This is a genomic window from Klebsiella sp. BIGb0132, from assembly GCF_024810075.1.
Taxonomy (GTDB): Bacteria; Pseudomonadota; Gammaproteobacteria; order Enterobacterales; family Enterobacteriaceae; genus Klebsiella; species Klebsiella terrigena.
Genome location: NZ_JANUDW010000001.1, coordinates 795257 through 807841, shown reverse-complemented (window position 1 = coordinate 807841; position 12585 = coordinate 795257). Strand labels below are relative to the sequence as shown.

12 protein-coding genes are annotated in these 12585 nt (G+C 59.9%); 4 read left to right on the top strand and 8 right to left on the bottom strand.

The window, feature by feature from the left end; genetic code table 11:
* The first annotated feature begins 1 nt into the window (after position 1).
* Complete coding sequence (gene moaE, locus M2416_RS03690; RefSeq protein WP_041144688.1) at positions 2 to 454, top strand: molybdopterin synthase catalytic subunit MoaE; 453 nt, start codon at positions 2 to 4, stop codon at positions 452 to 454.
* A 44-nt stretch (positions 455 to 498) separates the two neighbouring features.
* Positions 499 to 1203 (top strand): Bax inhibitor-1/YccA family protein, encoded by a 705-nt coding sequence (locus M2416_RS03685; RefSeq protein ID WP_041144689.1) that lies wholly within the window; start codon positions 499 to 501, stop codon positions 1201 to 1203.
* Positions 1204 to 1267: 64 nt separating this feature from the next.
* Here the strand turns inward: M2416_RS03685 and M2416_RS03680 are convergent, their stop codons facing one another.
* The 3 genes from M2416_RS03680 to M2416_RS03670 are packed head-to-tail and all read right to left on the bottom strand — an operon-like array spanning position 1268 to position 4235.
* Positions 1268 to 2233 (bottom strand): lysylphosphatidylglycerol synthase domain-containing protein, encoded by a 966-nt coding sequence (locus M2416_RS03680; protein WP_076944995.1) that lies wholly within the window; start codon positions 2231 to 2233, stop codon positions 1268 to 1270.
* Entirely contained in the window at positions 2233 to 3477 is a 1245-nt protein-coding gene (gene clsB, locus M2416_RS03675; protein WP_259222167.1) for a cardiolipin synthase ClsB, read from the bottom strand. The genes M2416_RS03680 and clsB overlap by 1 nt, the downstream gene beginning before the upstream one ends.
* Positions 3474 to 4235: an endonuclease/exonuclease/phosphatase family protein gene (locus M2416_RS03670; protein WP_259222166.1), complete on the bottom strand. Its 762-nt coding sequence runs from the start codon at positions 4233 to 4235 to the stop codon at positions 3474 to 3476. Before M2416_RS03670 ends, clsB begins: the two co-directional genes overlap by 4 nt.
* Before the next feature lie 131 nt (positions 4236 to 4366).
* On the opposite strand from M2416_RS03670, the gene M2416_RS03665 reads away from it, so the two are divergent.
* Positions 4367 to 4801, top strand: a complete 435-nt coding sequence (locus M2416_RS03665) for a YbhQ family protein (protein ID WP_041144693.1) — start codon at positions 4367 to 4369, stop codon at positions 4799 to 4801.
* A 431-nt stretch (positions 4802 to 5232) separates the two neighbouring features.
* On the opposite strand, the gene M2416_RS03660 is transcribed toward M2416_RS03665, so the two are convergent.
* Genes M2416_RS03660 through cecR form a run of 5 tightly spaced genes read right to left on the bottom strand, consistent with a single transcriptional unit; the run spans position 5233 to position 10922 of the window.
* Positions 5233 to 6339, bottom strand: a complete 1107-nt coding sequence (locus M2416_RS03660; protein ID WP_041144694.1) for an ABC transporter permease — start codon at positions 6337 to 6339, stop codon at positions 5233 to 5235.
* 58 nt (positions 6340 to 6397) lie between these two features.
* On the bottom strand, positions 6398 to 7519 hold the full coding sequence (locus M2416_RS03655) for an ABC transporter permease (RefSeq protein ID WP_045855428.1): 1122 nt from the start codon (positions 7517 to 7519) through the stop codon (positions 6398 to 6400).
* Position 7520: 1 nt separating this feature from the next.
* The gene (locus M2416_RS03650; RefSeq protein WP_195709631.1) at positions 7521 to 9260 is read right to left on the bottom strand and encodes an ATP-binding cassette domain-containing protein; all 1740 of its coding nucleotides are present in this window, start codon (positions 9258 to 9260) and stop codon (positions 7521 to 7523) included.
* Complete coding sequence (hlyD, locus tag M2416_RS03645) at positions 9253 to 10248, bottom strand: secretion protein HlyD (protein WP_259222162.1); 996 nt, start codon at positions 10246 to 10248, stop codon at positions 9253 to 9255. The genes M2416_RS03650 and hlyD overlap by 8 nt, the downstream gene beginning before the upstream one ends.
* Positions 10245 to 10922: a transcriptional regulator CecR gene (gene cecR, locus M2416_RS03640; protein ID WP_135185005.1), complete on the bottom strand. Its 678-nt coding sequence runs from the start codon at positions 10920 to 10922 to the stop codon at positions 10245 to 10247. The genes hlyD and cecR overlap by 4 nt, the downstream gene beginning before the upstream one ends.
* A gap of 257 nt (positions 10923 to 11179) precedes the next feature.
* Here cecR and rhlE point away from each other — a divergent pair, with 257 nt between their 5' ends.
* Entirely contained in the window at positions 11180 to 12553 is a 1374-nt protein-coding gene (gene rhlE, locus M2416_RS03635) for an ATP-dependent RNA helicase RhlE (RefSeq protein WP_259222157.1), read from the top strand.
* Positions 12554 to 12585 lie beyond the last annotated feature (32 nt).

Genomic DNA, 12585 nt, shown 5'->3' with positions numbered 1-12585 from the left:
GATGACGCAAACCCGCATTATCGTCAGCCCGGCGCGCTTTCGCGTTGGCGACGAATATCCGTGGCTTGCCGAGCGCGATGAGGACGGCGCCGTCGTCACCTTCACCGGCAAAGTGCGTAACCACAATCTTGGCGAGAGCGTGAAGGCGCTGACCCTCGAACACTATCCGGGCATGACCGAAAAATCGCTGGCGGAGATTGTCGAACTGGCGCGCGAGCGCTGGCCGCTGGGGCGGGTCACGGTGATTCACCGCATCGGTGAAATGTGGCCGGGCGAAGAGATTGTGTTTGTCGGCGTCACCAGCGCGCACCGCAGCAGCGCCTTTGCCGCCGGCGAATTCATTATGGATTATCTGAAAACCCGCGCGCCGTTCTGGAAGCGTGAGGCCACGCCGGAAGGCGAACGCTGGGTTGACGCGCGCGACAGCGATCGTCAGGCGGCAGAGCGCTGGTAGTATGATACGCTTAAAGGGTTAATTTCGTTAATCAGGAGATAGTCATGGACAGATTCCCCCGTTCCGATTCCATCGTCCAGGCGCGCGGCGGCCTGCAAACCTATATGGCCCAGGTGTACGGCTGGATGACGGTCGGCCTGCTGCTAACGGCGTTTATCGCCTGGTTTGCCGCCAACACGCCGGCGGTGATGATGTTTGTCTTTTCCAGCAAAATTACCTTCTTCGGGCTGATTATCGCCCAGCTGGCGCTGGTCTTCGTGCTCTCCGGGATGGTGCAGCGCCTGAGCGCGGGCATGGCGACGACGCTATTTATGCTCTATTCGGCGCTGACCGGGCTCACGCTATCCAGCATTTTCATCGCCTACACCTATTCGTCGATTGCCAGCACCTTTGTGGTCAGCGGCGGGATGTTTGGCGCCATGAGCCTCTACGGCTACACCACCAAACGCGATCTCAGCGGCTTTGGTAATATGCTGTTTATGGCGCTGATTGGTATCGTTCTGGCCTCGCTGGTGAACTTCTGGCTGAAGAGCGAAGCGCTGATGTGGGCGGTGACCTATATCGGGGTGATTGTGTTCGTGGGCCTCACCGCCTATGACACCCAGAGGCTGAAAAATATCGGCGAGCAGATCGACACCCGCGATACCTCGACGCTGCGCAAATACTCGATCCTTGGCGCGCTGACGCTGTATCTGGACTTTATCAACCTGTTCCTGATGATGCTGCGTATTTTAGGCAACCGTCGTTAAGATCGCAAAACCCCGGTGAGCCTTACGCCGCCGGGGTTCTCTTTCTCTCTCATCTCATCTCCTCTCATCCGTCCGCCAGCTTGCGCTGATTTTTCTCCCGCAGCTTTTTGGCCTGACTTTCCAGAATCAGATAGCCCATCGTGGCGATCGCCAGCGGCAGGAAGTAATAGAGCAGGCGGTACGCGAGCAGAGCGGCAATCACCGCTCCCCGGGAGACAGGCTCTGCGGAGAGCATCGCGATAAACACCGCCTCCAGCACGCCAATACCGGCGGGGATGTGCACCACCACCCCGACGATGCTGCTCACCAGTAGCGCTCCCAGCACGAGGAAGTAGCTCACCTCCTGACCCAGCAGCAGCCAGATAATGACCCCCATCACCAGCCAGTTGGTGCAGGAAAGCGCGGCCTGCAGCAGCGCGAAGCGCCAGGAGGGAAGCACCAGCCGCTGCCCCTTTATCGTCAGATGGCGGCGTTTGGCGAACGCGCAGGCCCACAGATAGAGGATCGAAATCAGCAGCATCGCGATGCCGATGATGCGCAGCGTCTCCTGGCTGATGTACCAGCGCGCAGGAAGCTGCACCAGACCGGCGCTAAAAACCACCCCGCCGAGCACTACGTAGCCCAGCCAGTTGGTGGTAATGCTCAGCGAAAAGATGCGGGTTATGGTTGCGCCACGCAGGCCGAGGCGGGAATAGAGGCGATAGCGCATCCCGATGCCGCCGATCCAGGTGCTAAGGGTCAGGTTAAAGGCGTAGCAGATAAACGACACCAGCATCACCTGGCGCTTAGCCAGCCGGTGCCCGCAGTAGGCGCGCCCGAGCAGGTCATAGCAGCCGTAGATCAGATAGCTGACGATAACCAGGCCAAAGGCGCCGAGCAGCGCCGCGCGGTTGTAGCCGCGAATCACTTTCCATACTTCCGGCCAGTCTATTTTTTGCGCATAGACCACCAGCAGTACGGCAACGGCGATAAAAAAAAGTCCGCTGAGGATGCGCCTGGCCAGCCGCCAGCGAGGGTGTGATTTGGCCATCAGGATTTTACCTCCGGGCTCTGCGTCTGCGTCCGATCCTGAGTTTCCATTTCCGGCTGCGCCGGCGGTTTGACCTGCGCCATCTTCGGCGTATGGGCGGGCAACCAGCCTACCCACGCCGGGAAGTGGCGCAGGAAGTGGAAGGCCAGCACGCTGCGGCCCAGATTCCACCAGCTGCGTTTGGGCAGCATGGAACGGTCTACCTGCTTGCAGTCCTGCTGGATAAGCGTATTCAGATTATCGCGCAGGGTTTGGTTGAACTCCCGGTCGTGAACGATCAGGTTGGCCTCGAGGTTTAATGACAGGCTGAGCGGGTCGAGATTGCTGGAGCCGACGGTAGCCCAGTGGTCGTCCGCGAGGGCGACCTTGCCGTGCAGCGGGCGGCGGCGATACTCAAAAACCTGCACGCCGCCCTTCACCAGATAGTTGTACAGCAGCCGCGCGCCAACCTTGACGATGGGAATATCGGGTTCACCCTGCACGATAAGCTTTACCCGCACGCCGCGCCGGGCGGCGCTGCGCATCGCGTGCAGCAGCCGGTAGCCGGGGAAGAAATAGGCGTTGGCGATAATCACCTCCCGCCGCGCGTTGGCCAGCATTTTCAGGTAGTGACGTTCGATATCGTCCCGATGTTCGAGGTTGTCCCGCCAGACGAACAGCGCCTGCGCTTCGCCGGGATGCTGGTTAACCTCCGGCTGGTGGCGACGTCGGCGCCAGCGACGGCGTCCGCCTTCGCTGGCGGGCAGGTTTTGCTGCACAAACTGCGCAATATCCAGCACCACCGGTCCCTCCACCTGGACGGCATAGTCCTGCTTAGCCTCCGGGCCGTAGTCGGTCATATGCTCCGCGGAGTAGTTAATCCCGCCAACAAACGCCGTGGTGTCATCCACGACGACAATTTTACGGTGCATGCGGCGAAACAGGTTGGTGCGCATCCCCAGCAGGCGCGGGCGCGGGTCGTAGTAGCGAAATATCACGCCCGCCGAGATGAGTTCGTTAACGAAGCCATCGCTCAGGTCAGGGGAGCCGTAGCCGTCGAGCAGCACCTCCACTTCGACGCCGCGACGCGCGGCCTTCAGCAGCACCGCGTGGAGCTGCCAGCCCACGTCGTCCTCGAACCAGATGAAGGTTTCAAGGGTTACCTTGCGCTTTGCGCGGTCGACGGCGCGAAACAGCGCCGGATAGTAGCTATCGCCGTTCTCCAGAAGCTGGATCCGGTTTCCATTCTGCCAGCTGCATTTCACAGATGAAGCTCCACGCTGAGCGGGGCGTGATCGGAAAGATGACGCCATTGCTGAAGATCCAACGCCCGTGGCTGACCGGCGTGGACGTTTTTGACATAGATGCGGTCAAGGCGCAGCAGCGGAAAGCGCGCCGGGAACGTGCGCGCCGGGCGACCGTGGGCGCGGGTGAAGATCTCCTCCAGCCCGGCCAGCGCCTTGAGCGGACGGTTAGCCTGCTGGCGCCAGTCGTTAAAATCACCCGCGACCACCACCGGCTCTCCCTCCGGCAGGCGGTTAACCCGCTCGGCCAGCATCGCCAACTGGGCCCGCCGCTGCCCCGCGCTGAGCCCTAAATGAGCGCAAATCAGATGCAGATTCACGCCGCTTTCCGGCACCACGATCCGACAGTAGAGCAGGCCGCGCTTTTCGCTCTGGCCGACTGAAATATCGAGATTCTCATAGTGTTCGATGGGGAATCGGGAGAGCACGGCGTTGCCGTGATGTCCCTGCGGGTACACTGCGTTGCGTCCGTAGGCATAATCGCTCCACATCGCATCGGCCAGAAACTCATAGTGGGTGGTATCCGGCCAGTTTTCGATATGCAGGGGGTGAATCTCATGCGCGCCCATCACCTCCTGGAGGCAAACAATGTCGGCGCCGATGCTGCGTACCGCGTCGCGAAGTTCGGGCAGAATGAAGCGTCGGTTAAACGTCGTAAAGCCTTTATGGGTGTTAATTGTCAGCACGTTTACTGAGAATAAAGGATTTTTCTCGGCCATATTTCTCCGGTTAACATCTCTTTCCTGAATGAAATAGTGTAGTAGCTGTCACAAAAAGATGCGGTGATACGGAATTTTCCGTAAAGTGCGGTACTCTGAGTTACAGATAAAGATCCTTCAGGAGAGAAGCCATGAAGTGGCAACAACGTGTACGCGTCGCAACTGGCCTCAGTTGCTGGCAGATTATGTTGCATCTACTGGTCGTGGCAGTACTGGTGATGGGTTGGATGGGCGGCGCGCTGGTTCGTGTCGGATTAGGGCTGTGCGTGCTGTACGGCGTTACGCTGCTGTCAATGCTGTTTTTACAGCGTCACCACGAAGAGCGCTGGCGCGATGTCGGTGATTTCCTTGAGGAACTCACCACCACCTGGTACTTTGGCGCCGCGGTTATCGTGCTGTGGCTGCTGTCACGGGTGCTGCACAATAATCTGCTGCTGGCGCTCGCCGGGCTGGTTATTCTGGCCGGTCCGGCGGTGGTATCGCTGCTGGCGAAAGATAAAAACCGCTACTCTAAGTTTGGGCTGCATCAGGGCGGCAGCGCCGCGAACCCGCCGAAGCATAGATAATAGCTATGTGGCCGGGGGCAAAGAAAGGCAAGCCAGCGCCGAGGCAGCCTGAGCAATGGCGGGGATCCCCTAAAGCGTTCGGACTGCATCAGGGCGGCAGCGCAGCGAATCCTCGTGATAATAGATAGCTGTGTGACCGGGGTGAGTAAGGAAGTCAACGCCGAGGCAGCCTGAACGATAGCAAGGATCCCCTAAAGCGTTCGGACTGCATCAAGGCGGCGACGCAGCGAATCCCCGGGAGCATAGATAGCTATGTGACCGGGGTGAGTAAGGAAGCCAACGCCGAGGCAGCCTGAACGATAGCAAGGATCCCCTAAAGCGTTCGGACTGCATCAAGGCGGCGACGCAGCGAATCCCCGGGAGCATAGATAGCTATGTGACCGGGGTGAGTAAGGAAGCCAACGCCAAGGCAGCCTGAACGATGACGGGGATCAGGCGATCTTCCTGCGAAACATCGCATACGCCGCTGACCCCGTGGTGGCCGCTATGACCAGTAGCGGCCACAAACTTCCCCACACAATCTCCAGACTCGCGTCCTTCAAATAAATCTGCTTGGTAATATCGGTAAAGTGACGAATGGGGTTTATCCACGTCACGTCCTGCAGCCATTGCGGCATGTTTTCGACCGGTGAAACGTAGCCGGAGAGCAGGATTGCCGGCATCATAAAGACAAATACGCCAATAAACGCCTGCTGCTGGGTCGAGCACAGCGACGAAATCAGCAGGCCAAATCCCACCAGCGAAAGCCCGTAAATCAGCATCGTAAAGTAAAACAGCAGCAGCGAGCCGGCGAAGGGGATCTGATAGGCCCAGATCCCGACCCCCAGCACGATGCTGGCCTGCAGGGTGGCAACGATCAGCGCCGGTATCGCTTTACCGACGAAAATTTGCCAGGTCGCCAGCGGCGAGACCAGCAGCTGGTCGAGGGTTCCCTGTTCGCGCTCGCGGGCAACCGATAGCGAGGTGACGATCATCACGCCGATGGTGGTGATCATGGCGATCAGCGACGGGACCACGAACCACTTATAGTCGAGGTTGGGGTTATACCAGTTGCGTACGACCAGCTCGCTGTTGTTAGGCCTGGCTTTCCCCTCCAGCAGCTCCTGCTGATACTCTTTGACGATTTGCTGCAGGTAGTTGGCGGCGATTTGCGCGCTGTTTGAGTTGCGGCCGTCCAGCAGCAGCTGGAGCGGGGCGGTCTGATAGTTATCGAGGTTGCGCGAGAAATCAGCCGGGAAACGGATCAGCAGCAGCGCCTTCTGCTCATCAATAGTGGGCTGGATCTCCTGCGGACTTTTGAGGATCAGGATGTGGGTGAAGGCCCTGGCGCGCGCAAAGCGCTGCGTCAGCTCAACCGCGTGGCTGCCATTGTCTTCGTTATAGATAGCAATGGTGGCATTGGTCACCTCCAGCGTCGCGGCGAAGGGGAACAGCAGCACCTGAATCAGCACCGGCATAATCAAAATCGCCCGCGTCTGCGGCTCGCGCAGCAGCGACTGTAGTTCTTTGCGAATCAACGTCCATAAGCGATGAAACATCTTCAGTTCTCTCTTTACGCTGCCCCCGGATAGCCACCGCAGGGGAATGGCTAATGCCCTAATCGAGCCGCCGTTTGGTTTTCAGCCACGTCAGGCCGATAAACATCACCGCCGAGGCGATCAGAAACATCACGTTTACCAGCAGCACCACCGGAATATTGCCTGCCAGGAACAGGCTTTGCAGGGTGCTGACAAAATAGCGGGCCGGGATAACGTAGGTCACCGCGCGGATTATCGCCGGCATGCTGTCTATCTGGAAAATAAACCCGGACAGCATAATCGATGGCAGAAAGGCGGCGTTGAGCGCCACCTGGGCGGCGTTAAACTGGTTGCGGGTGATGGTCGAAATCAGCAGCCCCATCCCCAGGGTACTGAGCAAAAACAGGCTGGTGATGAAAAACAGAATCACCAGCGAGCCGCGGTAGGGCACATCGAGAATAAACACCGCCACCAGCATGCACAGCAGCATCGCCAGCATGCCGAGAAAATAGTAGGGGATAAGCTTACACAGCAGCAGTTCGACGCGGGTAATTTCGGTGGAGAGCAGCGCCTCCATGGTGCCGCGCTCCCATTCGCGGGCGATAACCAGCGAGGTGAGGATCGCCCCAATGACCGTCATAATGATGGTGATCGCGCCGGGAATAATAAAATGCTGGCTGATCGCCGCCGGGTTAAACCAGTAGCGGGTCTGTACGTCGATCAGCGGCTCAAAGGTTTCACCGCGATCCTCCGCCCGCTGCTGCTGCCAGATCTGCCAGATACCTTCGATATAGCCCTGGGCAAAGTTGGCGGTATTGGGCTCGCTGCCGTCGGTAATGAGCTGAATAGGGGCATCGTCGCCGGGGCGGGCCATCTTCTGGTCAAAATCCGCCGGAATGGTCACCAGCGCGCGGATCCGCCCGGCCTGCATAAGCTGAATCAGCTGCTGGCGATTGTCGCTGATGGTGGCGTCAATGTAAGGCGAGCCGGTCATGGTGTGGACGAAATCCAGCGCCTCTTCGCTCTGCTGCTCCAGCAGCACGCCGACCCGCAGCCGGCTGGAGTCAAGGTTGATGCCGTAGCCAAAGATAAACAGCAGCATCAGCGGGATAACCACCGCAATCAGCCAGCTGCTGGGATCGCGTACGATCTGCCGCGTCTCCTTGACGCACAGGGCGCGCACGCGCCGCCATGACAGCATTTTAGCGCTCACTGCTGTTCTCCTTATCCCAGTCGTGAATCAGGGTGATAAACGCCTGCTCCATGGTCGGGTCCGGCTGCTCATCGCTGGCCGCCAGCGCTTTTAGCGCATCCGGGGTGCCGCTGGCGATAAGCTTGCCGCGATAGACCAGGCCGATTCGGTCGCAGTATTCGGCCTCGTCCATAAAGTGGGTGGTAACCATTACCGTCACGCCTTTATCGACCATGCTATTGATATGCAGCCAGAACTCGCGGCGGGTGAGGGGGTCGACGCCGGAGGTCGGCTCGTCGAGAAACAGGATATCCGGCTCGTGCATCAGCGAGCAGGCCAGGGCCAGGCGCTGCTTGTAGCCCAGCGGCAGCTCGTCGGCGGCGTGGTTGGCTATCTCCTTCAGGCCGAAGGCTTCGCTCATGCGCTCAATTTTTTCGTTCTGCACCCGGCCGCGCAGGCCGTAAACGCCGGAGAAGAAGCGCAGGTTCTGCTCAACGCTCAGGTTGCCGTAGAGCGAAAACTTCTGCGCCATATAGCCGAGATGCTGACGGGCCTTGCCGGAGCTGACCTTCAGATCCATGCCCAGCACCAGCGCCTTACCGGAGGTGGGCACCAGCAGGCCGCACATCATTTTAAAGGTGGTTGATTTACCCGCGCCGTTGGGGCCGAGGAGGCCAAAAATTTCGCCGCGCTTAACCTTGAAATCAACGTGATCGGTGGCGGCGAAATCGCCGAATTTTTTGGTGAGGGTTTGTGCTTCGATAACCGTTTCATCATGGGAGCCTTCGACGCTGTGAATAATAGCCCCCAGCGGCGACTCTGCGGTCCCGGCGCCGCCCAGCAGGTCAATAAACGCATCCTCAAAGCGCGGCGAGGTTTCGGCGATCTCCAGCGGCGGCAGGCTGGCGTGGCTGCGCACCTCCTCGATGCTGGCCTCCTTCTTGAGGATCAGGCGCACCGATTTGCCCTGAATGACACCGTCGCTGATTTGCTCCAGCTTCAGCGCCCGCTGCAGGAGGCGGCGGTTGTTCTCTTCGCGGCTGGAGACCAAAAAGCTGCGTCCGGCCATCGTTTGGGTCAGGGAACGGGGTTCCCCCTGATACAGCAGCTGGCCTTCGTTCATCAGCAGCACCTCGCGGCACTGCTCCGCTTCATCAAGGTACGATGTGCTCCAGAGGATCAGCATTCCGTCCCCCGCCAGCTCGTGGACCATTTGCCACAGCTCGCGGCGCGAGATGGGGTCAACGCCGACGCCCGGTTCGTCAAGCAGCAGCACCTTCGGCTCGCCCACCAGCGTACAGGCCAGCCCCAGCTTCTGCTTCATGCCGCCGGAGAGCTTACCGGCCAGCCGGTCGGTGAAGGGGCCGAGGGAGGTGAACTCGAGCAGGCGGTCGAAAATTTTCCGCCGCGCTTCGCCGGTCACGCTGCGCAGATCGGCATACAGGGTCAGGTTCTCCATCACCGTCAGGTCTTCGTACAGGCCGAACTTTTGCGGCATATAGCCGAGCACTGCGTGCAGGGCGCTATCGTCGCGAATCGGATCGAAGCCGATGACGCTGGCGCTGCCGCTGTCCGCCTTGAGCAGCCCGGCGAGCATGCGCATCAGGGTGGTTTTCCCCGCGCCGTCGGGCCCGACCAGCCCGGTGACGTAGCCGGAGCGCACGGTGCAGCTCAGCGGGGCAACGGCGGGCCGCGTCATGCCGGCGAAGCTGCGGGTCAGCCCGTCAAGGGTGATGAGCTCGTCACTCATGTCCGTTTCCGCTGCTGAAGGTGACGGTGACCGGCATCCCCTGGCGCAGCGCGTCGTCGGGGTCGGTCACCACGATACGCAGGCGGTAGACCAGGTCGGTTCGCAGGTCTGGCGTCTCTACGGTCTTCGGCGTAAATTCAGCCGTCGGCGAAACGAAGCCAATCCTGCCGCGATAGGGCTGACTGGGGCGGCTATCGGTGTACAGCAGCACCTCGCGTCCTGGCTGCGCGTTGCCGAGATTTTTTTCATCGATGTAGGCACGAACCCATACCGGGCGGGTTAACGACAGCGTCATGACGGTAGCGCCGGCGCTGAGCATGCTGCCCGGCTCAACGGCGCGGGTCATCAGCGTGCCGTCGGAAGGCGCGGCCAGCGTGGTATCGTGCAGATCGAGCTTCGCCTGCGCCAGGGCGGCCTGCGCCTGTTCAAGGTTGGCTTTGGCCTGGGCTATCTCCTGCGGACGGTTACCCGCGAGATACTGGCGCAGCTTATCCTGCGCCGATTTCAGCGTTGCCTGAGCCTGGTCGCGCGCGGATCGCGCGTTGTCGAGATCGTTGACGGAAATGGCGCTGCTTTTGCGCAGGCCCAGCTGGCGCTGATAGAAGTTCTGCGCGTATTCATAGGCCGCCTGCGCCTGGTTCACCGCCGCCGCGGCCTGGGCAATCTCTTCCGCCCGGTAGCCGGCCATCATCAGGTCATACTGCGCCTGGGCGGTTGAGACGTTGGCCTGCGCCTGCTGCAGCGCATTTTCATAAGGGGCGCGGTCGAGCTGGCCCAGAGTTTGCCCGGCCTTGATAGCGTCGCCCTCGTCCACGCTCAGCGAGGCCAGCCGCCCGCCGACGCGGAAGCTCATGTTAACGGTACGAATATCGACGTTGCCATACAGGGTCAGCCCCTTCTGCTGGCTGCTTTGATACCACCACCAGCCGCCGCCCGTAGCAACGATCAGCAGCAGCACCACCAGGACGACGATGAGCGGTTTTTTCATGATCCCAAACTCCTTTGCGATAATCCTTGCAGAACGAAATCGATATGGCAGGTAATAACCTGATAAATTTGCTCGGTTTTTTCAGCATCAAACTGCGCCCATCCGGTGCGCAGCAAAATGGTTTCTCGGCCAAGGCGAAAGGCGAGGATCTCCCCCAGCAGCGCGTGGGTATGCAGGACCATCCGCGTGTCGTCCGCCTCAAGCCCGGTAAAGGCGGCGATTAATCGCGTCAGGTAGCAGTGTAGCGGAGCGATCACCTGGTCATGGATTAACTGGTACGCCGGGGTGGGCGACAGCTGCTCCCGGGAGATAAATTTGCTCAGGTTGACCGTGTCATCCTGGGTGAGCAGCAGGATCATGTTCCGGCAGGCGCCGAGGATCAGCGTCCGCATGGCCTCTTTATCCGGGTGCGGCTCGGCAAGCAGCCGCTCCGCCGCTTCGGCGTGAGGGCGAAAATTGTGGCCAATAAAGTCGGCTATCCACTGCGCGCAGGCGAGATAGAGATCGTCCTTTGAGCCGAAGTAGTAAGGAATTGCGGCGATGTTTTGCCCGGCCTGGGCGGCAATATCGCGGGTGGTGGCATGCAGGCCATATTCGCCAAACTGGGCGATGGCTGCGCTAATCAACTGGCTTTTTGCCTGTTCGCCTTTGCTGGTCGCGGGAGTGGTATTCATCGCACCTGAAAAAATTAATCAATCGATTGATTAAGAGTATGACCAATTCGCGGAACTGTCCAGAATGGTGAATACTCTATTTATCGCCAAATAGAGGAGCTTGATTTCGCAGAAAAACCCCGAGGGGATTTTTATGCGATACGTCACAAAACCTGCTAGACTGCGCCCCTTCATGGCATTGTGGTTTTTGCCATCTCTTTCGCAATAATCTCCCCGAAAACTACGCCTGTAAAAGGCCGGGGCGGTTTGGAGTTGTTATGTCTTTTGATTCCCTTGGCCTTAATCCTGAAATCCTGCGTGCCGTAGCCGAGCAGGGTTATGTTGAGCCAACCCCCATTCAGCAGCAGGCTATCCCTGCGGTGTTGCAGGGGCGCGATCTGATGGCCAGCGCCCAGACCGGCACCGGCAAAACGGCGGGCTTTACCCTGCCGCTGCTTCAGCATCTGATCCAGCAAGAGCCGCACGCGAAGGGCCGTCGCCCGGTGCGCGCGCTGATCCTCACCCCTACGCGTGAGCTGGCCGCTCAGATTGGCGAAAACGTTCGTGATTACAGCAAGTATCTGAACGTTCGCTCGCTGGTGGTATTCGGCGGCGTGAGCATTAACCCGCAGATGATGAAACTGCGCAGCGGCGTCGATATCCTGGTGGCAACGCCGGGCCGCCTGCTGGATCTGGAACACCAGAACGCCGTCAGCCTGGATAAGGTTGAAGTGCTGGTGCTGGATGAAGCCGACCGGATGCTGGACATGGGCTTTATCCATGATATTCGCCGCGTGCTGTCGAAGCTGCCGGCGAAGCGCCAGAACCTGCTGTTCTCGGCAACCTTCTCCGACGAGATTAAATCGCTGGCGGAAAAGCTGCTGCATAACCCGCTGGAAATCGAAGTTGCTCGTCGCAACACGGCCTCCGAGCAGGTTAGCCAGTACGTGCATTTCGTTGATAAGAAGCGCAAGCGCGAGCTGCTGTCGCAGATGATCGGCGAAGGCAACTGGCAGCAGGTGCTGGTCTTTACCCGTACCAAGCATGGCGCCAACCACCTGGCGGAACAGCTGAACAAAGACGGCATTCGCAGCGCCGCCATCCACGGTAACAAAAGCCAGGGCGCGCGTACCCGCGCATTAGCTGATTTTAAATCCGGCGGCATTCGCGTGCTGGTGGCGACCGATATCGCCGCGCGCGGCCTGGATATCGAAGAGCTGCCGCACGTGGTGAACTACGAGCTGCCGAACGTGCCGGAAGATTATGTCCACCGTATTGGCCGTACCGGCCGCGCCGCCGCTACCGGCGAAGCGCTGTCGCTGGTCTGCGTTGATGAGCATAAGCTGCTGCACGATATCGAACGCCTGCTGAAAAAAGAGATCCCACGCATTAGTGTTGCCGGCTATGAGCCGGATCCGTCCATCAGAGCGGAGCCGATTCAAAACGGTCGTCAGCAGCGCAGCGGCGGCGGCGGCGGTGGTCGCGGTCAGGGCCAGGGACGCGGCGGCCAGAGTCAGGGTCGCGCCGGTCAGAGCCAGGGTCGTGGTCAGCAGTCTTCACCGCGCCGCAGCGAGGGTGATGCGCCGAAGGCGCGTACTCAGGACGGCAAACCGCAGCGTCGTCGCTCGCGCAAGCCAGCGGCCGCTGAGTAACCGCACTTCCGCAAACCCGCTATCCCCGCGGC

Bases quoted from the DNA above. Each gene is read 5' to 3' on its own strand.
- moaE (WP_041144688.1), top strand. From the start codon at position 2: ATGACGCAAACCCGCATTATCGTCAGCCCGGCGCGCTTTCGCGTTGGC.
- M2416_RS03685 (WP_041144689.1), top strand. From the start codon at position 499: ATGGACAGATTCCCCCGTTCCGATTCCATCGTCCAGGCGCGCGGCGGC.
- M2416_RS03680 (WP_076944995.1), bottom strand. From the start codon at position 2,233: ATGGCCAAATCACACCCTCGCTGGCGGCTGGCCAGGCGCATCCTCAGC.
- M2416_RS03670 (WP_259222166.1), bottom strand. From the start codon at position 4,235: ATGGCCGAGAAAAATCCTTTATTCTCAGTAAACGTGCTGACAATTAAC.
- M2416_RS03665 (WP_041144693.1), top strand. From the start codon at position 4,367: ATGAAGTGGCAACAACGTGTACGCGTCGCAACTGGCCTCAGTTGCTGG.
- M2416_RS03660 (WP_041144694.1), bottom strand. From the start codon at position 6,339: ATGTTTCATCGCTTATGGACGTTGATTCGCAAAGAACTACAGTCGCTG.
- M2416_RS03655 (WP_045855428.1), bottom strand. From the start codon at position 7,519: ATGCTGTCATGGCGGCGCGTGCGCGCCCTGTGCGTCAAGGAGACGCGG.
- M2416_RS03650 (WP_195709631.1), bottom strand. From the start codon at position 9,260: ATGAGTGACGAGCTCATCACCCTTGACGGGCTGACCCGCAGCTTCGCC.
- hlyD (WP_259222162.1), bottom strand. From the start codon at position 10,248: ATGAAAAAACCGCTCATCGTCGTCCTGGTGGTGCTGCTGCTGATCGTT.
- cecR (WP_135185005.1), bottom strand. From the start codon at position 10,922: ATGAATACCACTCCCGCGACCAGCAAAGGCGAACAGGCAAAAAGCCAG.
- rhlE (WP_259222157.1), top strand. From the start codon at position 11,180: ATGTCTTTTGATTCCCTTGGCCTTAATCCTGAAATCCTGCGTGCCGTA.